The organism is Streptomyces sp. NPDC058459 (genome assembly GCF_042721685.1).
Taxonomy (GTDB): Bacteria; Actinomycetota; Actinomycetes; order Streptomycetales; family Streptomycetaceae; genus Streptomyces.
This window is the reverse complement of the sequence record NZ_JBHXLV010000050.1, coordinates 17,592-35,439: the sequence shown is the minus strand read 5'-3', so window position 1 is coordinate 35,439 and position 17,848 is coordinate 17,592. Positions and strand designations below refer to the sequence as shown.

Sequence of the window (17,848 nt, the reverse complement as noted above, 5' to 3'; positions counted from 1 at the left end):
CGCACCCGCACCAGCCACTTCGCAGCACTTCGCCCCGTCGAGCATGAGCTCGACGGGGCGAAATAGGACCAGCTCCCGAATAAACCAACAGCGTCCCACTTGGTGCCGGGGACTGTGCCGTTCTCCGATCGTGCCCTCATCTGCCCGCGGGCCGTTGACAGTGCATGATCGACGAAACCGCACTCCTGGAGTCCAGGGCGCTGCGCACCAGCGTGCTGGACCGCACCGAGGTACTGGACCGGGTGAAGGCCCTCTCCCTGCTTCCGGACGGCCTGCATGTGACGACGGCGATGGTGGCGGCCTACTTCGGGGTCACCACCGAGGCTGTGCGCCAGCTGACCCGAAGGCATCGGGAGGAACTCGCCGTCAATGGCATGGCCGTCCTGCGCGGTGCTGACCTGCGGAGATTCGAGAGTGACAACGTGTCACTCTCGCTGGGAAGTTATCCACAGGCCCGTCGCAGCCTCACGGTGTACTCCCGCCGAGCCGTCCTCAACATCGCCATGCTGCTGCGCGACAGCGAGGTCGCCCGGCGGGTGCGCACGTACCTTCTCGATGTGGAGCAGTCGGTGCGTGCCCGGCTCGACGGCCCCGCGCTGGACGACCGTATCGATGAGCGGATCACGCAGCTCCTCGGCAGGACGGTCGTGCCGATGTTCAACGCGCTGATCGAGGCCTCGGGCGAGCACCAGGGGGAGCTGGTCGCGCTGCGGGACGGGGTGCAGCGGATCGAGCAGCGGCTTCGGTCGCACCACGCCCGGCTGCGGCGGCTGGAGACTCGGCGGGGCGGCCCCACGGAGTGATCAGCGGAGTTCCGCGGGGGGTGTCCGGTCGCTGTCGACCTTCTCGGTGCGGACCAGTTCCGCCCATACCACGTACCGGTAGCGGCTGGTGTAGACCGGGGTGCAGGTGGTCAGGGTGAGGTAGTGGCCCGGCTTGGTGCGGCCGGACTCCTCGGGGATCTGGGCGAGGACGTCGACGTTGTACTTCGAGGTCTCGGGGAGCACCGCGTAGACCTTGTAGACGTACCACTTGTCCTTGGTCTCGAAGACGACCGGGTCGCCCTCGTGCACCTTGTCGATGTCGTGGAACTTGGCACCGTGGCCGTCGCGGTGGGCGGCGAGGGTGAAGTTGCCCTTCTTGCCGGTCATCGGGAGCACGGCCTTGGCCGGGTCGGTGTAGTAGCCGGCCACGCCCTCGTCGAGGACGTCCGGGGAGGTGCCCTTCTCCACCAGCACCGTGCCGTTGCGCATCGCCGGGACGTGGAGGAAGCCGATGCCCTCCTTGGTGTCCAGCGCGCCGGGCCCGGTGTCGGAGCGCGCCCAGTGATCGCGGACCTTGCCGGCCTGCCGGTCGGCGTGCCGGTCGGCGACGACGTTCGTCCACCACAGCGAGTAGACGACGAACAGTCCGAGCACCACTCCCGCCGTGATGAGGAGTTCCCCGAGGAAGCTGACCGCCCGCGCGACCGGCCCCTGGCCCCGCGGCGGGCCCCCGCCCGTGCCGGACGCGGCCGTGTGCTCTTCGGTGCCGTCGGCGGTCGCTGCCACAGATCCCCTGCCCATGTTCGGCTCTTCAGTTCGTCGGCGAACCGCCGTCACTGGATGAGCGAGTCCGGCTTGCCCTTGCTGCGCGGGCGTTCCTCGACCATCTTGCCCCAGACGATCAGCCGGTACTTGCTGGTGAACTCGGGCGTGCAGGTGGTCAGGGTGATGTACCGCCCCTGCCGGGTGAACCCGGACCCCGGCGGCACCGGATTCAGCACACTCGTGTTCGACGGTGGCGTCACCGGCAGCGTCGACGCCACCTTGTAGACGAAGTACTCGTCCTGCGTCTCGACCACGACCGCGTCGCCCGGCACCAGCCGGTTGATGTAACGGAACGGTTCGCCATGGGTGTTGCGGTGCGCGGCGAGCCCGAAGTTGCCGGTCTTGTCGTAGGGCATCGCCGTCTTCAGCGGGGCCTCGCCGTAGTGCCCGACCATGCCCTTGTCGAGCACGTTCTTGTTGCTGACGCCCTCCGCGATCGGCGCCACCACGTCCAGCTTGGGGATGTGCAGGATGGCGAACCCCTGCCCCGGCTCGAACGCCCCGGGCGCCCGCTTGCCGTTCGCCCAGTCGTCCTGGAGCTGGCTCGTCTCGCTGCCCGCCTCCGCGTGCGCCCGCACGTTCGTCCACCACAGCTGGTAGGTGACGAACAGCAGCATGACCACACCGGTGGTGATGAAGATTTCGCCGACCGCCCGGCTGATCAGGACCGCCGCCCCCGGCTTGCGCGCCCGCGCCCGCTGTCTGGCCTCCACCCGTGACAGGGGCCGCGCCAGGCTCCCCGCGGCGGCCGGCGCCTCCTCGCCTCCCGCGCCATGCCGCCCGCCACCCCGCTTGGCGGCCTTTCTGCGGGCCGCGCGCCCCCCGGCGGCCCCCCCGGCGCCAGAGACGCCCTGAGAGGCGCTCAGGACGCCGTACGCGCCCTCCGGACCACCGAGCGCCCGAAGCGCCATCGTGCGGTCGTCGAGGGGGAGTTCGGACATCACCTCGTAGTCGGTGTACTCGTCGCGCCCGTCGTACGCGCCCGGCCCGCCGTACGCGCCCGGCCCGTCGTACGCGCCCATCGCGGGCATCCGTGCCGTCCCCGGATCGCCCGCGCCCACGAACGCCGGACCGTGGGACCCGTACGGCACCCCGCCGTACCCGTCCTCCCGCTCCGGGCGCGGTGTGGTCACGCCGTGGCCCTGCCCACCACCGGAGCGAGCCCCGCCGACCTCGCCACCGCGCCGGCGTCGCCGCACTCAGCCAGCCAGTTGGCCAGCATCCGGTGGCCGTGCTCGGTCAGCACCGACTCGGGATGGAACTGCACGCCCTCGACCGGGAGTTCACGGTGGCGCAGCCCCATGATGATCCCGTCCCCGGTGCGGGCGGTGACCTCCAGCTCGGCGGGCACGGTGGCCGGCTCGGCGGCCAGCGAGTGGTACCGGGTGGCGATGAACGGCGTCGGGAGGCCCGCGAAGACGCCCCGGCCCTCGTGGATCACCGGCGAGGTCTTGCCGTGCAGCAGCTCGGGCGCCCGGTCCACCACCCCGCCGTAGGCGACCTGCATGGACTGCATGCCGAGGCAGACCCCGAACACCGGGACGCCGGTCGCGGCGCAGTGCCTGACCATGTCCACGCAGACTCCGGCCTGCTCCGGCGTGCCGGGGCCGGGCGACAGCAGGACGCCGTCGAACCCGTCCTGCGCGTGCTCGGTGGTCACCTCGTCGTTGCGCAGCACCTCGCACTCGGCGCCGAGCTGGTACAGGTACTGGACGAGGTTGAAGACGAAGCTGTCGTAGTTGTCGACGACGAGAATCCGGGCGCCGCTCACTGGTTGTCCACCGTCACATCGTTGAAGGGCAGCAGCGGTTCCGCCCACGGGAACACGTACTGAAACAGGACGTAGACCGCGGCCACGACAAGCAGCAGCGAGATCAGTGCCCTCACCAGCGCGTTGCCCGGCAGATGCCGCCAGATCCAGCCGTACATGCCGTCCCTTCCGTTCCTCCACGGCCCCTGAGTCACGCCGTACGGCACCAGACTAACGGCGACGGGTCCGCCGGCGGCCGGTCCGGAGCACACCCGGAGGTACGGGGCCGGGCGCCGATCACCTCAATGACGAGCGGAGGTGTTTCACCCCGCGAACACGCGGTCGGCGGGTGAGGCCCGGCCGCCTCACGGGCGCCTACTTCACGGGCGCCTACTTCACGGGCGTCGCGTAGTGCAGGTCCACGGTGCCGGTGTAACCGGGCAGGGTCACGGTGCCGTCGTCGGCGACGTCCCAGCCGAGGCCGTAGACATTGACGTACACCATGTAGTTCTGGATCGCCTTGCTCGCGGCGAGCGCCTGCTTCAGCCGCTCCGGGTCGCCCACGGCGGTGATCCTGTACGGGGGCGAGTAGACGCGGCCCTGGAGGATCAGGGTGTTGCCGACGCAGCGGACCGCGCTGGTGGAGATCAGCCGCTGGTCCATGACCTTGATGCCCTGGGCGCCGCCGTGCCACAGCGCGTTGACGACCGCCTGGAGGTCCTGCTGGTGGATGACGAGGTAGTCGGGCTGCGGCGCGGGGTAGCCGGGCAGCTTCGCGGTGGCGTTCGGCGGGGCGTCGTTCAGCGTGACGGTGACCGCCTCGCCGGTGAGCCGCCGGGTGCCGGCGCTCTTCTCCAGCCCGCCGAGCCGCCGGTCCTGGGCGCGGGTGCTGCCGTCGTCGCCCTCGGCGAGCGACTCGACGCCGCGCCGCAGTGTGGCGTTGGACTCGTCCAGACCCTGGTTCTTCCGGCTGCGCTCCTGGATGAGGTCCGACAGTTTCAGCAGCGAGGTGTCGGTGCGCAGGTCGGTGCCCCTGGCGGTGTTGAAGCTGGTGACGAAGAGGAGGCCGGCCAGGGCGAAGACTCCGGCGGTGAGAATCCGTACCGGCCTGAAGCGCGCGCGGCGGGCCGGAGCGGAACCCATTGCTCCCGTCCCCCGGGAGTCGGCAGAATTGCTCAACGTACCCTTATCTCCTTCGGCGCCGCGGAAGCACTACGCTAACGGACGCCCGGGGGAGCACTCCGTTCGCCCTTGCCGTCCCCTTGTACGCTGCTCCGACCCCGACCCAGACACCTGCGCGGCCACGCAGCGCATCGACAGGAGAGACCCTCGTGCCGAAGTCACGTATCCGCAAGAAGGCCGATTACACGCCGCCGCCCGTCAAGCAGGCGCAGGCCATCAAGCTCACCAACAGCGCCTGGGTCGCGCCCGTCATGCTGGCCATGTTCCTCATCGGCCTGGCGTGGATCGTAGTTTTCTACGTGACCGACGGCTCGCTGCCGATCGACAGCCTGGACAACTGGAACATCGTGGTCGGCTTCGGCTTCATCGCCGCGGGCTTCGGCGTCTCCACCCAGTGGAAGTGACCGGGCCCCGAGCCCGGTACCGGAGACCTCTGCCCACGGCCCTCCACTGAGTTATCCACAGGCCAACGAAGTATCCACACCCCCCTGGGGAAAAGGAATACGATCTGTGGATAACTCATCCCCGGTTGACGCCGACAACACCATCCGACGACCGGTTCTCCACCCCGCGACCCCTGTCTGACCTGCGGATTCTCATCCGAGCTACAGGGGGCACAGCTGTTCCCGCACGGTATGCACAAGATCGGGCACAGACTGTGGACAACGGATCGGGCTCAGGTGAGCTGGAGGGTTCTCACCAGGGTGAGAACGGCCACCACGACCAGCACCAGGGCACACCCGCCGTACTGGATCAACGCCCGCCGCTCGCGCGGGGCGTGGATCATCGCATACCCCACGACGACTCCGGCGACCAGTCCGCCGATGTGCGCCTGCCAGGCGATGCCCGGCACCCCGAACGTGATGATCAGGTTGACCACCAACAGCACGATGACCGGCCGCATCTCATACCGGAGACGGCGCATCAGGACCGCAGTGGCACCGAACAGGCCGAAGATCGCGCCGGAGGCGCCCAGCGACGGCTGGTTGGGCGCGGCCAGCAGATAGGTCAGCGCACCGCCGGCCAGGCCACAGACCAGGTACAGCGTGAGGTAGCGGGCACGGCCGAGGGCGCCCTCCAGCGGGCCGCCGATCCACCACAGGCTGAGCATGTTGAACAGGATGTGCACATAGCCGCCGTGCAGGAACATAGAGGTCAGCAGGCGGTAGTACTGCCCCTCGGCGATGCCCTGCACGCCGCCCAGGTGGGGGACGTAGGCCCGGCCGATCAGGTCGAGCTGGTCGGTGAAGACATCGCCCAAGGAGAGCTTGACCAGGAAGGCGGCCAGGTTCAGCCCGATGAGGATCTTGGTGACCAGCCGGGGGTCACGGGTGAGCGTGCCACCGGCCAGGGTGCGCGGCCGGTTGTCCCCGCTCGCGGCGGGTGCGGTGCCGCTCGGGCCGGGGGCAGGGGTGCCGCCGCGAACGCAGTCGGGGCACTGGAAGCCGACGGAGGCGTCGACCATGCAGGCGGGGCAGATCGGCCGGTCGCAGCGGGTGCAGCGGACTCCGGTCTCACGGTCCGGATGGCGGTAGCACCCGGGCACGCCGCGGGCGCCCTGGGCGCCGTCTGCGGCCTGGTCCATGAGATCCCCTGTCTCTCGCGTGTCCCTCGCGTCGTCCGCCGCGAACGCCGGGAGCGCGGCACCGCCCCCGCTCATCCTTACGGACGAGCGGGGCGTTTGGTTCCCCCGGCGGAAGTCACCGGCGCCGCATCCGGCTCCCGGCCGACTCCCGGCCGACTCCCGGCCGACTCCCGGTCAGCTTCCGGTCTTCTCCACCACGACGGACTCGATGACCACGTCCTCGACCGGACGGTCGTTGCGGCTGGTGGGGACGGCGGCGATGGCGTCGACGACCTTCTGGCTCGCCGGGTCGGCGACCTCGCCGAAGATGGTGTGCTTGCGGTTGAGCCAGGTGGTCGGGGAGACCGTGATGAAGAACTGCGAGCCGTTGGTGCCCGGCCCGGCGTTGGCCATCGCGAGCAGATAGGGCTTGTTGAAGGACAGGTCCGGGTGGAACTCGTCCGGGAACTGATAGCCGGGGCCGCCGATACCGGTACCGAGCGGGTCGCCGCCCTGGAGCATGAAGCCGCTGATCACCCGGTGGAAGGTGGTGCCGTCGTAGAGCCGGTCCGTGCTCTCCACTCCGGTGCCCGGGTGCTTCCAGCGGCGCTCGCCCTGGGCCAGCTCGACGAAGTTCTTGACCGTGGCCGGAGCGTGGTTCGGGAACAGCCGGATCTTGATGTCGCCATGGTTGGTCTTCAGGGTGGCGTAAAGCTGCTCGGCCACGATCTGCCTTCCGTTGTCTTTCCGTTCGCTCCGATCCTCGCATGCTCCGGTGGCCCGGAGCCGGGCCGACTACGGCGAGTTCGGCGTGGAATGGACAGCGCCCGACGGGGAAACGTGGCAGTGTCGTCGGCGGGGCCGGTTGCCCGGAATCTCCTGACTTCGACAGAGATCGGCACCCGTATGCCCGTCCACGCATGCTGCGTGGGACACGGGCAGGCATGATCCGTAACAGGGTGGACAGTCGACATACCGTACGCCACCGAGGAGGAGGTTCCCGTGACCCGCATCGACAGCGTGCGCGCCGCGACCGGTTCGGCCAAGGACAGCGTGCTGCACGCAGCGGACGTGGTGGCGCCTTACGCCGACACGGCCAAGGAGCGCGCCGCGCATTACACGCAAGAGGCACGTGTGCGGCTGGCGCCCGTGGTCGCGCAGGCGGCCGACCAGGCTCGTCTGCAGTACGACGCCAAGCTTGCCCCGCAAGTGGAGCGGGCGCTCTCTCACGTGCCGCCGAAGGTCGATCAGGCAGCGCAGGACGCCGCCAAGCTGACCCGCAAGGCCGCCAAGCAGGCGGCCGAATACTCCCGCCCCGTGATCGAGCAGGCCGTGGCCGCCGCCACCCCGGTGTACGACGAGGCCGCCGCGCGCAGCGCCGCCGCCTTCGTCGCGCTGCGGGGCAATGTCTCGGCCAAGGAGATCAAGAAGCTCGCCCGCCGCAATGAGCGCCGGGGCCGGACGGGTCGCGCCCTGAAGTACGTGGCGCTGGCGAGCCTGCTCGCGGGCGGCGCCTACGCCGTATGGCAGTGGTGGGACCGCCAGGCCAACCCGGACTGGCTGGTCGAGCCGCCGGCCGCCACAGAGATGCCCGACGCGGCCCGCCTCCACTCGGTCGACGGCACCGGCGCCTCCGCACTCGACCCGGAGGTTGAGGCGAAGCAGGCCGAGGACGGCATCGAGGACGACGAGAACCGGTGACGTAGCTCCCCAAGTCACGGGCGCCGCACGCTGTTTCACGTGAAACAAACCCCCTCCGCACTGCGTTTCAGCAGCTCGGAGGGGGTTTTTGTGTGTGGAGCCTGGGTTTTCCGTCCCGCCGCCTTCTGCCCGATCCCGATGCCCCGACTCGATCTACCCACCGGTGGGCCTACCCTCAAGATGCATCGCGGCTGCGACTCGCATGCGCCATTCAAGGAGTCGGAGACTGGCGCCCACCCGCGGCGACACCCAGGCCGCCGCCCGCGCAGATGGACATATGAAACGTCCCCACGCCGGCCCTCCCCCGCAGTGCCACCAATGGGGCGCATGGCGCCTCAGTTCACGTGGGAAAACGCGGGAGGCGATGCGCGTTCCGAAATTCCCCAGGAGTCGTCCCAGAAATTCTACGGAAACTCCTGTGGAAGGTCTCGGCTGTACTGAAGCCACAGGATCTCGCCACTTCGTCCACCGTGACCGTGGTGCTGGCCAGTATGCTCTTCGCGGCCTCGACGCGAGTCAACTCGACGTATTTCGCCGGAGTGAGGCCCGTTTCGGCGCGGAACACGCGAGTGAAATTCCTGTCACTCATTGCGGCCCTGGACGCCATGGCGCGGACGCTCAAGTCACCCGTCGGATTCTGGCTGATCCACTCGACTGCCTCCCGGATCGGTTCTCGGTGAGGCTTTTGAGCTTCCAGTTGCACGCTGAACTGTGGCTGCGCCGCAGGACGTTGGACAAACATCACCATGATGCGAGCCACAGCTCTCGCGATGTGCCCACCGAAATCCTCTTCCAGCATGCCGAGCGCCAGATCCATTCCGGCTGTGATGCCGGCCGAGGTCCAGACGTTGCCGTCTTTGATGTAGATCGGATCAGGGTCCACTATGACTGAGGGGTACTTCTCTTTGAGGAGAGAGCTGAACGCCCAGTGCGTCACTGCCCTTTTCCCGTCCAGACATCCGGCTGCACCCAGCAGAAACGCGCCGCTACAGACGGAGACAACACGCCGGGAACGCTTCGCCTCATGCGAGAACCAGTCCACATACTCTCTGTCCTCACACACCGCGTACACTCCGTCACCCCCGACAGCGATGAGCGTGTCTATGTCCCCGTCGATCTCTCCTATTGTTTTGCTCGGGAGCACGATCAGACCGCTGCTTGACTCGACGGGATCAGTGGATGCCGCCACCGTTTCGATACTCAGAGGAGCACCGAGCCGTATGGACTGAACAAATATCTCGTGAGGCCCGGCAAGATCGACCATCTGAAAGCCGGGGAAGATGGCGAATACGATTCTTCTGCTCTTCATGGTCGCGCCACCACCGGCTTTCCCGGAGATTTTTGGACGCAGCAACTCGCTCACGGCCCGGCGAGAACAGGCATCGTTGCCGGCGAGAGCCCGCGCTCTGGTACGGACGAACCGGCAGCGCCCGCTTCGGCTTCAGCGCTCCTCGGGGAAGCTGCCTCCGTACATGGGAAGGCGGCTCACGGAGTCGGCTTCGGACACTGCTTCCCTAATGGTGTCCCAGCGCTCGGCCAGGGCACCGTTCTGCATGCGGATCAAGCCGGCCGCGATCCAGGCATCCGGCCGATCGTTGCCGGAGAAGCGTCCACGCACTATCACGGCGTCTCCTTCGGCCACGAGGAGGCCAGGAGGAGGTTCACTTTACGGCGCAGTTCCTCGGACGCGGATCTGACCAGATCGAACAGACCGTATCGGCCGGGCGCGATGTGCGCGCTGTGCTGAATGTACTCGGGAGACCGGAACTGCTCGGCGGCAGCACAGTCGCGCTCGTTGAACAAGGTCTCGGAGGCCTCTCGAACGCCAGCCCGCTCCGCCGCCGCACCCGGCCGACGGGGATGGCGCTCGCTTCGACGCGTGAGCTTCTTTCCACATGCAATCACCGACCAGGTGCCAGAGCAACTGGACGGACCTGGCGTGTGTGGAACGTGTATGGAATTCGCGAGACATCGGCCATAGGCGGTGGTCGCTTTGCTGGGTGTCGTCGCCGGGACGGCGGCCCCCGGGAAGCACCGCGTTTCTCGGCAGTTGGATCTGCAGGAGTGAGAAATGATGAAGCTGTCTCGCAGGACGGTCAGCATAACGGTGGCGGTGCTCGTCGCGATGGGCGCTGGAGGCGGCGGTCTGGCCTACGCGTCATCCGCGGAATCCGCCCAGCCTGCTGACGTTGCGCCGGGTGACCCCAAGCTGGACCCCTCGACGATCGTGATAGGTACGGACGTGCTGGTGCCCGAGACGGACGGCGGTAGCACGCCGACCGCGCCAGCTGGCACCGCTCCGGGGGTCCAAGGCACCGAACCCGGTGACACGGAAGCTGCCGCGATCCCCGGCAGTCCGGCGGCGATCGAACTGGAGGAGGACGCGCCGGCCGTAGCAGGCCCGGCCCCCGAGGACAGCACCGGCCCGGGTACGACCGCGCCGCGGCCGCCGAGGTGATCGCAGACTCTCCGACCGACGCACCGGAGCGCCGACTCTGCTCCGGTGGGCCTCTGGGGTAGCAGCGGACTCACCACGGGGGGCCGAAAGGTTGTGGCCGGCGGTGCCCGGGTCCGGGGAAGGCTCACCCGGACGTTGTCGTTGACCGGGTCGGACTCGGGCGCGGCCGGCGCTCGAAATGCTGGCCACGCTCGGAGGGCCCGTGAGGCGGCGTACTCCCCGTAGCCGGCGTCCGCAGCCGCCCAGGGCGAAGCGCAGGCCACACTCGACGATGCTCCGCGTTCAGGACCCGAGCCGCGGGCGGTCCCCTCCCACCGCCCGCGCCTCCCTCGGGCTGTTCTGCCCACGCTCAATCACAGAGCACGATCCGCCCTCCGCACCGCGAACGCCACGACCAGAGCCCGAGGCCCCGGCGGGCCCTACAGGCCCTGTGCCGGTGGCCGAGATCGTCATAAGCGCGTCCTTGCTGCCTGGACACGCATGGCGGAAGATCAACCGACACAAATAGATCCGCGCCAAACACGCTTGCCCGCACCGCCTCGGCATCATGAGGAAACCACTCCATGTCATCTTCTGTGATCGCCGAGAGTCGTGCTTCAAAAAGCACGAGCGAACATCCGCTCCCGTGACTCGGTACGTACGAGGGGTGAGCAATGAGAGAGGTCACACAGATCCGGGTCTCTCTGTACACCGAAGAAACTCTCATGCGAGACGGAGCCATCTCGGCGCTCTCGCAGTACAGCGACCTACGCGTCCTCCCGATGGACCATACAACCGACAGGCACGTCTTTCTCGCCATCGTGCATGAAATCTCGGAAAGCTTGATCCGTCTTGTCGAGCGATACGGAAAGTCGGAACCGAAAGTTCGCTCCGTTCTGATAACTGCGTCGTCGAGCGAGGACGACCTGCACCGTTTGAAGGACTACGAGGTATCAAATATCTCCTGGCGCGAACACTTTTCCTACGAGGATGTTGTCCAAGCCATCAGACTGGCTCAGCCGGGAAATGAGCGGATTCTCTCTGCGTCCGTGGACGTATCGACTCGCACCGACGGGAACTCTCCGCCCCAGCGCCCTGCCACCCTGACTGAGCGAGAAAAAGCCGTACTACGTCTCTTTGCCGACGGAAGTGACACCGCCCTGGTCGCCAAACGATTCTGCTGCTCTCAACGGACAATCAAGGGAGTGAGCCGGAATATCATTCGAAAACTCGGCGCAAGCAACCGAACGCATGCCGTGGCGGTCGGGATCAGGACAGGACTGCTGTAGAGAACATGCGTGTCAGTATGGTGGTGTCGAGCTGGAAAAGCTCTCGCGAAAACGTCTCCAGCAGGAATTTTGGTGAGCAAGCAAAACGCTCACAGGAAGAGCGCGAACGAGCGCAACGTGGCACGGCGTACGGCTCTGGGCCTGGGGTCGGCGGGAGTTGCCGGCGGAAGCCTTCTCGTGAGCCAGAGATTGACCGGACCCGAAAGGCATAGCGACTCGCGAACCGTCCGTGACACGCCCGTTCACCACAGCACCACATCCGTTCGCCTCATCGGTGACGGCTCCACCTCACACACCGGAACACAGCCGAACAGGCCGAAGGTGTGGCGGATGGCGAAGCGGAGCGCCCACCGCAGTTCGTCGTGGTCTCCTGGGACGGCGCGGGAAACCTGGCTCATGAATCTCGTAGGGCCGTCCGACATAGGTTATCTTTCGGATGAAAATATGCGGGATCCGTCTGGAAAAATCAAGGACGCCAGCCGCTCCCTTTCGAGACCAGCTTTCCGAAGATCTTTGCCGTGGGCGACGTACGCTTCGGCTCGATGAAATGCGTCGCTGCGGCGGCCGGTGAAGGGGGGCGCTGTGCGTGCTGTACACCGCGCACTGGCCCACGAGCAGAAGAGAGCGACCACGCCGACCGCTCAATGAGGGGTTTCGGCTGGACGCGAGTAACAGAAAATAAATGTGTCGGAAGTCGTCACGGCTTCCGACCTGTGGGGAGGAAATCCAACATGCCTATGATCGACGTGTACTGCCGTAAGGGATTTATCACGGATCGCCAGGGACTGGCACGGGATCTGGCCCAGGCGGTCATGCGTTGGGAGAAAGTTCCCGTCATCCCGTTCTTTTCCGACAACACCGCCGCGTTCATTCACGAACTGGACGAGGACGCCTTCTCCACCGCCGGCGGGGGTGCGGACCACGTACGTGTCAATGTGATGACGAATGCCGCCGCACTGAACCGGGAGCAGCAGATCGGCCTCGTCGGGGAAATCACCGAACTGGTCGCCGAGGCATCCGTGGACACCTCTGTCGCGGAGCGTACGTGGGTCACGCTGAGCGAGGCCGTCGATGGAGGCTGGGGCATCGGTGGTCATGCCTTCACCAACGAGGAGATCGTCCAGCACGTCCGGGAACTGCTCGGTAGGGAGTAGTCCGCTCGGCCCCGCGTCTCCAGGGGGCTCCGCAGCCGCGTCGAACCGCCGGATACGGGTGCCCGCGAGCCGGGTCCCCGTACCCGGCGGCCGACGGCCGGCGGACTCGCGGTACGACGAACGCCAGATGCCCAGACAGGTACGCCGTCGTGGTCCCGGTGCCGGGTTCAGAGCGATGCGAGCGCCAGGCGGTGGGTCCAGGGCCCTGCGATGTCGGCGAGCGCGCACCCGTCTCCCGCGCAGGGATTCCCTCGCCGGGAGCGCCGGCGTCGCGTGGGCGGACCGACAGCAGCTCGCGTGCACGTGGTGATCAAGAGCCCGTCACTCACCAGCGCGAAGCGATGCCGAGCGATAAGAAGTATCCCTCGTACCCATCAGAGCAAACCCGCTCGCAGAGCGTATGCCACTGCATGGGTTCGATTCCCGACTCCCAGAACCTGTATGGTTTCGTGGATGATGCCCTTGATGGTTCGCTCGGAGTAGTTGAGCTGCTGAGCGATTTGCGTCGTGTCGAGGCCGTCGGCCAGAAGGGCGAGGACACGCAGATCGCGCGCGGTAAGGCCAAGACCGCCACCGCTCGGGCGCACGCTCTCGACTCTGCGCATGTGCCGTACGAGTTTCCCCAGCATTTCGGGGGGGATTTCCGCTTCACCGGAGATTGCGGCGACTACGGAATCCGCGATACGCGGATAGTCCACCTCTTTCCTGATGAGAATGGACACCACCCCAAGAGCCACTGCCCTGATGAGCCGTGGCTCACTCATCACATCGGCGACAATGATCGTCTGCAGTGCCGGATTCTTGGCGACACTTTCCTCGATCCCGCACAGCGTCTTCTCCGAGACTTCTCGCGCAATGACCAGGAACATGTCGGCGCGGCGGACCTCCGCCGCCGGGAGGAGTTCTATCTGCGCATTGCTCGCCAGGGCGGCGACTGCGCCCTCTCCGGTAAGACGGTCTTCTGCGTACACCACGGTTCTCACCGATTTCCGTGCACTGTAGGAGTTCATCAGCCGTCCCCCAATATTCCGCGCAGGGAGAGGTCCGCCGCGCTCAGCGGTCTTTTCTCTACAGAGTCCCGCAACAGTGGTTCATCCGTGCTGGAGGGACCGGAATCCACTCCGAATCCATTTCTTAGAGACAGTCCCGTACTCGTGGAAACGTTCCTCCCATAGCTGGTGGATGAACGAGTCGTTCTTGCCTACGATGATCCGGACCGGAACCTGACTGGACGGCAGGCCCCGGTTGAGCTGTTCCAGACTCGACAGGTAGCTGCGGACGAACGTTAAGGAGAAGAACGAGAGGACCATCGGTCCGGGAGTTCCGGGCGGTGTGTACCGTCAGCCCGTCCGAGGTGATGTATGCGGACCCGAAAGGCGCCTGGTCGCCGAGGCCATGGTTATCTTGCCGAGTCAACGACTTCTCCTTTCTGTAGGGCATTTTCACCCGGAATCGATGGTACGTGGAACGCGGCTGCAGCCGGCTCGGAGGAGGGCGAAAACCTTCTCGCACCACGTATTCAGTTTAGTCCGAGTGCCACGTGCCGGGCTTTCCATTGTCCCAACGGTCGTACAAGCCTGCACGAACGTGTATCACCCGCTACTCGGGGTTCTGGCTCTCCCCCAGGAACTCGTGCACGTCAGCCGCGAAGGCGGACGCGTGCTGGTACAGGAAGCCGTGCGCGGCGTCCGGGTACAGCTTCACGACGGAGTCGGGGATCAGGCTGGCCGTGAGGTGCGAGTACCACGGCAGGATCATCCGGTCGTCGTCACCGTTGGCGATGAGGACCGGTTGTCTGATCGTGGTCAGTCGCTGGAGCATTCCGAAGTCGGGCGTGCCCCACTTCATCACCGCGTCGTACTGGGCGTTGCGCGTCTGCCAGGTGGTCGGTTCGTCGCGGCCCTCGCTCCGGGCGTAGATCCTGCCGAGGACCTGCTGACCGGCCGACCTGCCGGCCGTGGAGTCGGTGAAGAACGCGTGCAGATAGCCCTCGGGCTCGGTGGTCGGCTCGCCGATCGCCCCGATGATGTCCGGTGCCCAGCCGTGCATGCCGGGCGCGCCCTGGGGCGCGGTGGACGCGAGCACGATCTTCGCCACCAGGGACGGCCGGGTGAGTGCCATCTCCTGCGCGATGAAACTGCCTATGGAGAAGCCCAGCAGATCGATCGTGTCCAGTTCGAGCGCTTCCACGAAGACGATCGCGTCGCCGGCCATCTGCCCGAACGTGGTGGGAGTGACACCTGTGGACGCTGCCACGCCCGCGTTGTCGAAGGCGATGACATCCCGCGACACGGCCAGCGCGTCGACCAGGTCCGGGTCCCAGTTGTCGAGGTTTCCCCGGAAGTGCTGAAGAAGAAGGAGCGGACGTCCGGTGCGCGGGCCCAGACGCCTGTAGGCGTAGCTGACTCCGTTCGCTCCCTCGACGGTCGAGGTCTCGACATCCAGATACTTGACGGTGCGCTCCATTATTTCCTTCCTGATTCGTACGCCGGGTCCTGGTGGGTCCCGGCCTCACCCCCGGCGGACGCGCATCCACCGGGGGTGGGGAGGTGGGAGCCGGGTCGACACCGTTCCAGCGGGCTGTCACCTGCTCAGCGCGTGCTTTTCGATGCTCGTGGCGTAGAGAGGGGTTTCACGGCTGCAGTGTTCACTGGTGGCGGCCTGCCGGTCCGCCGCGGCCTGCTCGAAGGTGAGACCGCCTTTCTCCACGAAGTCGAGGAAGTGATCGGTCGGCGCGGAGGTCACGACGTTCTTGTACTCGGAACTCTGGTCGTCCACGCGGGTTGCGCTCAGCTCCCAGATCACCTTGATGGTGGTCCGTCCGTGTGGCGTGAAGACGTCCGATTCGGACACTATTCGACAGTATGTAGGTGAAATGTGCTCGCCCACGTACTTCTGCACGATGACACTGTCACCGATCATTTCCACGTTGATGGACATCGGCGTCCCGTCGTCTGTGGTCGACGCTCCGGCGGCGATGTGATCAGGAGGAGCACAGCGCTCGTATTCGGCGCAGGGAAGATGGAGCAGCCAGTCACCGATGTCGATTTTTTCGATCGGTGCGTTCATGGCCGCGGTGAACACGGAATGCGTGAGCGTGCGATCCGTCATGTCGGTCTTCTCTCTCGAAACTCTCGCGGTCACGGATCATTCGCGACCCCCGGGGCGGGACGGGCCGGAACCGTGGTTCACACGGACGTGTGGCCGGACTTCCACCAGTCCGTCACGAGGGAGGCGTACGCGTCGGGCTGTTCCTCCCAGCAGAAGTGCCCCGCCCCCTCGATGAGGTGCAGGGAGCTGTGCGGGAGACGCGCGTGCAGGAACTCGTTGTTGACGACCGGTACGGCGTTGTCGGCAGCGCCGGCCACGACGCACACGGGTACCTGGATTCCGGGAAGCAGTTCGGCCAGCGCCGTCAACTGCTCGGGGTAGTTGCGGACATAGGTCATCGACTTCAGAAAGCGGTCGCCCTGGAAGGACTCGATGTAGTCCGTGCGGATCTCGTCGGCGGGGGTGAAGCCCTTGATGGTGGTCAGGACCATCTTGACCACGTCCCCTCCGTCCAGCTGACGGTAGGGCTCCAGATCAGTGGTCAGCACCCACTCCCGGAGGGCGCCACCCAGCTGGATCGGCACCACGGTGGCTCCGCTGCCGACCAGCAGGCTGCTGAAACGGTCCGGCCGAGCCGCCGCGGCGAAGAGGACCGCCGAGGTGCCGACGTCGGGGGCGACGACGTGCGGCTTCTCGAGACCGAAGGCATCCGCGATCTTGATGATGAAATCGCCCATGGACTTCGAGTTCATCAGCGCTTCGTTGCGCTCCGACTTCCCGAAACCGGGAAGATCGACCGCCACGAGACGCGCGCTCCTGGAGAGGCGATCCCACGCCTGGTCGAAGGCGAAGACGCTCTCCGGCCAGGGGGCCAGCAGCAGGGCGTCCGGGCCATCGGTCCTCGCGCCTTCCGCGTAGCGGATCGAGAGGCCGTCGATGGTTCTGAACTGCGGCTTGATCTGGCTGCTCATTTTTCCTCCTGGAACTCTCACTGATGTCGCCGACGGACTCTCCGAGCGGCATTTCCGGCCTGGGTGACGAGATCAGCTGGGATGTCGGCAGGCTCTTGCCGCCTCCGGAGGCCGGTGTCCGTCCCGGCCTCCGGAGAATGTGCCCGGCTCCATCCGCGTGGGGTCGCATCGCCGGGAGGTGCCGCACCGGCAGCCGCTGCGGCTGCTTCCCCGCCCACCGGGAGGGGGGAGGCTCTCCGGCCGGATGGGCGAAGCGCGCGGGTCGTGGTACGGCCTAGCCGACAGAGCGAGCCGCTTCGGTCAGCACGTCGGCCACCACGTCCGGGTGCGAGGTCATGGCCGCGTGGGACGAGTTGATCTCGATCGTGTGCGAGTGCGCACGCTTGGCCTCGAACCGCTCCAGGTCGGGGGCGATGGCCTTGTCCTGCCTGGCCACGATGGCCCACGAGGGAGTGGTGTGCCAGGCCGCCTTCGTCGCCTTCTCGTTGAAGGAATCGGCCTCGATGGGCCGTTGGCCGGCGAACATGAGATTCGTCCGGGCGCGCGGGAGGTCGGCCGCGAAGACCGCGTGGAACTTGTCCTGCTTGATGTACAGGTCCGTCCCGCTCACCGCGCCGGCTTCGTACGGCCTGGGGTCAAGCGCCGTGTTCAGTTCGGCACCCTGGAACTTGTCCCCGAGTTCCGCGAGGGATTCGTTCTCCTGGGGCATGAAGGCCGAGACATAGACGAGCGCCTTCACGTTCGGGTTGTCCGCGGCGGCCTGGCTGATGACGGCTCCGCCGTACGAGTGGCCCGCCAGCACGATCGGGCCGTCGATGGTCTTGAGGAAACTCTTGATGTAGGACGAGTCGCTGGCGAGTCCGCGGAGGGGATCGGCAGGGGCGACGACCTTGTACCCCTGCCTCTCCAGGCGCTGGATCACCCCGTTCCAGCCCGACGCGTCCGCGAACGCTCCGTGCACCAGGACCACGGTCGGCTTGGGACCACTGCTGATGCTGTGCGCGGTGGGCCGGGCGTGCGCGGAGACACCGAAGGCGGTTCCGCTCAGCGCGATGGCGAGAGCGGTCCCGCCGGCGGCCGCGGTTCCCCATATACCCATGCGCGAATTCTTGAACTTCTTCATTCCACTGACTCCTTGTCCAGTTCGTCTGGATCGGAAA

At 66.7% G+C, this 17,848-nt stretch carries 21 protein-coding genes; 6 read left to right on the top strand and 15 right to left on the bottom strand.

Features of this window, described 5'->3' with window-relative positions; genetic code table 11:
• Nucleotides 1–164: 164 nt before the first annotated feature.
• The gene (locus ACFWN1_RS12730) at nt 165–803 is read left to right on the top strand and encodes a restriction endonuclease (protein ID WP_384360489.1); all 639 of its coding nucleotides are present in this window, start codon (nt 165–167) and stop codon (nt 801–803) included.
• Here the strand turns inward: ACFWN1_RS12730 and ACFWN1_RS12725 are convergent, their stop codons facing one another.
• From ACFWN1_RS12725 to ACFWN1_RS12705, 5 genes are all read right to left on the bottom strand, one after another.
• Entirely contained in the window at nt 804–1,565 is a 762-nt protein-coding gene (locus tag ACFWN1_RS12725; RefSeq protein WP_384360487.1) for a class E sortase, read from the bottom strand.
• Nucleotides 1,566–1,597: 32 nt separating this feature from the next.
• Complete coding sequence (locus tag ACFWN1_RS12720; RefSeq protein WP_384360485.1) at nt 1,598–2,722, bottom strand: class E sortase; 1,125 nt, start codon at nt 2,720–2,722, stop codon at nt 1,598–1,600.
• A complete protein-coding gene (locus ACFWN1_RS12715; RefSeq protein ID WP_384360483.1) occupies nt 2,719–3,360 on the bottom strand; it encodes an aminodeoxychorismate/anthranilate synthase component II in 642 nt (213 codons plus the stop codon). Before ACFWN1_RS12715 ends, ACFWN1_RS12720 begins: the two co-directional genes overlap by 4 nt.
• On the bottom strand, nt 3,357–3,518 hold the full coding sequence (locus tag ACFWN1_RS12710; protein WP_361656501.1) for a hypothetical protein: 162 nt from the start codon (nt 3,516–3,518) through the stop codon (nt 3,357–3,359). The genes ACFWN1_RS12715 and ACFWN1_RS12710 overlap by 4 nt, the downstream gene beginning before the upstream one ends.
• Before the next feature lie 211 nt (nt 3,519–3,729).
• On the bottom strand, nt 3,730–4,518 hold the full coding sequence (locus ACFWN1_RS12705) for a DUF881 domain-containing protein (RefSeq protein ID WP_384360481.1): 789 nt from the start codon (nt 4,516–4,518) through the stop codon (nt 3,730–3,732).
• Nucleotides 4,519–4,670: 152 nt separating this feature from the next.
• On the opposite strand from ACFWN1_RS12705, the gene crgA reads away from it, so the two are divergent.
• On the top strand, nt 4,671–4,925 hold the full coding sequence (gene crgA / locus ACFWN1_RS12700) for a cell division protein CrgA (RefSeq protein WP_030805947.1): 255 nt from the start codon (nt 4,671–4,673) through the stop codon (nt 4,923–4,925).
• 272 nt (nt 4,926–5,197) lie between these two features.
• Here the strand turns inward: crgA and ACFWN1_RS12695 are convergent, their stop codons facing one another.
• Complete coding sequence (locus tag ACFWN1_RS12695; protein ID WP_384360479.1) at nt 5,198–6,106, bottom strand: rhomboid family intramembrane serine protease; 909 nt, start codon at nt 6,104–6,106, stop codon at nt 5,198–5,200.
• Between the two features lie 174 nt (nt 6,107–6,280).
• Nucleotides 6,281–6,811 carry a peptidylprolyl isomerase gene (locus ACFWN1_RS12690; protein ID WP_384360477.1) on the bottom strand — a complete coding sequence of 177 codons (531 nt, stop codon included), beginning with the start codon at nt 6,809–6,811 and terminating at the stop codon, nt 6,281–6,283.
• A 276-nt stretch (nt 6,812–7,087) separates the two neighbouring features.
• Here ACFWN1_RS12690 and ACFWN1_RS12685 point away from each other — a divergent pair, with 276 nt between their 5' ends.
• Nucleotides 7,088–7,786, top strand: a complete 699-nt coding sequence (locus ACFWN1_RS12685) for a DUF5324 family protein (protein ID WP_384360475.1) — start codon at nt 7,088–7,090, stop codon at nt 7,784–7,786.
• 340 nt (nt 7,787–8,126) lie between these two features.
• On the opposite strand, the gene ACFWN1_RS12680 is transcribed toward ACFWN1_RS12685, so the two are convergent.
• From ACFWN1_RS12680 to ACFWN1_RS12670, 3 genes are all read right to left on the bottom strand, one after another.
• Complete coding sequence (locus ACFWN1_RS12680) at nt 8,127–9,149, bottom strand: GlxA family transcriptional regulator (RefSeq protein ID WP_384360473.1); 1,023 nt, start codon at nt 9,147–9,149, stop codon at nt 8,127–8,129.
• A 78-nt stretch (nt 9,150–9,227) separates the two neighbouring features.
• Nucleotides 9,228–9,404, bottom strand: a complete 177-nt coding sequence (locus ACFWN1_RS12675; RefSeq protein WP_384360471.1) for a hypothetical protein — start codon at nt 9,402–9,404, stop codon at nt 9,228–9,230.
• Between the two features lie 2 nt (nt 9,405–9,406).
• On the bottom strand, nt 9,407–9,589 hold the full coding sequence (locus ACFWN1_RS12670) for a hypothetical protein (protein WP_384360469.1): 183 nt from the start codon (nt 9,587–9,589) through the stop codon (nt 9,407–9,409).
• A 268-nt stretch (nt 9,590–9,857) separates the two neighbouring features.
• On the opposite strand from ACFWN1_RS12670, the gene ACFWN1_RS12665 reads away from it, so the two are divergent.
• The 3 genes from ACFWN1_RS12665 to ACFWN1_RS12655 all read left to right on the top strand — a co-directional run bounded on the left by ACFWN1_RS12665 (nt 9,858) and on the right by ACFWN1_RS12655 (nt 12,666).
• Complete coding sequence (locus tag ACFWN1_RS12665; RefSeq protein ID WP_384360467.1) at nt 9,858–10,244, top strand: hypothetical protein; 387 nt, start codon at nt 9,858–9,860, stop codon at nt 10,242–10,244.
• Between the two features lie 653 nt (nt 10,245–10,897).
• Entirely contained in the window at nt 10,898–11,512 is a 615-nt protein-coding gene (locus ACFWN1_RS12660; RefSeq protein ID WP_384360465.1) for a response regulator transcription factor, read from the top strand.
• A 731-nt stretch (nt 11,513–12,243) separates the two neighbouring features.
• Complete coding sequence (locus tag ACFWN1_RS12655; protein ID WP_384360463.1) at nt 12,244–12,666, top strand: 4-oxalocrotonate tautomerase family protein; 423 nt, start codon at nt 12,244–12,246, stop codon at nt 12,664–12,666.
• A 374-nt stretch (nt 12,667–13,040) separates the two neighbouring features.
• Here the strand turns inward: ACFWN1_RS12655 and ACFWN1_RS12650 are convergent, their stop codons facing one another.
• From ACFWN1_RS12650 to ACFWN1_RS12630, 5 genes are all read right to left on the bottom strand, one after another.
• The gene (locus ACFWN1_RS12650; protein WP_384360461.1) at nt 13,041–13,676 is read right to left on the bottom strand and encodes a LuxR C-terminal-related transcriptional regulator; all 636 of its coding nucleotides are present in this window, start codon (nt 13,674–13,676) and stop codon (nt 13,041–13,043) included.
• A 589-nt stretch (nt 13,677–14,265) separates the two neighbouring features.
• Nucleotides 14,266–15,132: an alpha/beta fold hydrolase gene (locus ACFWN1_RS12645; RefSeq protein ID WP_384360459.1), complete on the bottom strand. Its 867-nt coding sequence runs from the start codon at nt 15,130–15,132 to the stop codon at nt 14,266–14,268.
• A 117-nt stretch (nt 15,133–15,249) separates the two neighbouring features.
• Nucleotides 15,250–15,777, bottom strand: coding sequence for a hypothetical protein (locus tag ACFWN1_RS12640; protein WP_384360457.1), 528 nt, complete (start codon nt 15,775–15,777; stop codon nt 15,250–15,252).
• Nucleotides 15,778–15,854: 77 nt separating this feature from the next.
• The gene (locus ACFWN1_RS12635; protein ID WP_384360455.1) at nt 15,855–16,688 is read right to left on the bottom strand and encodes an alpha/beta fold hydrolase; all 834 of its coding nucleotides are present in this window, start codon (nt 16,686–16,688) and stop codon (nt 15,855–15,857) included.
• Between the two features lie 274 nt (nt 16,689–16,962).
• Nucleotides 16,963–17,787 carry an alpha/beta fold hydrolase gene (locus ACFWN1_RS12630; protein WP_384360453.1) on the bottom strand — a complete coding sequence of 275 codons (825 nt, stop codon included), beginning with the start codon at nt 17,785–17,787 and terminating at the stop codon, nt 16,963–16,965.
• Between the last annotated feature and the right edge of the window lie 61 nt (nt 17,788–17,848).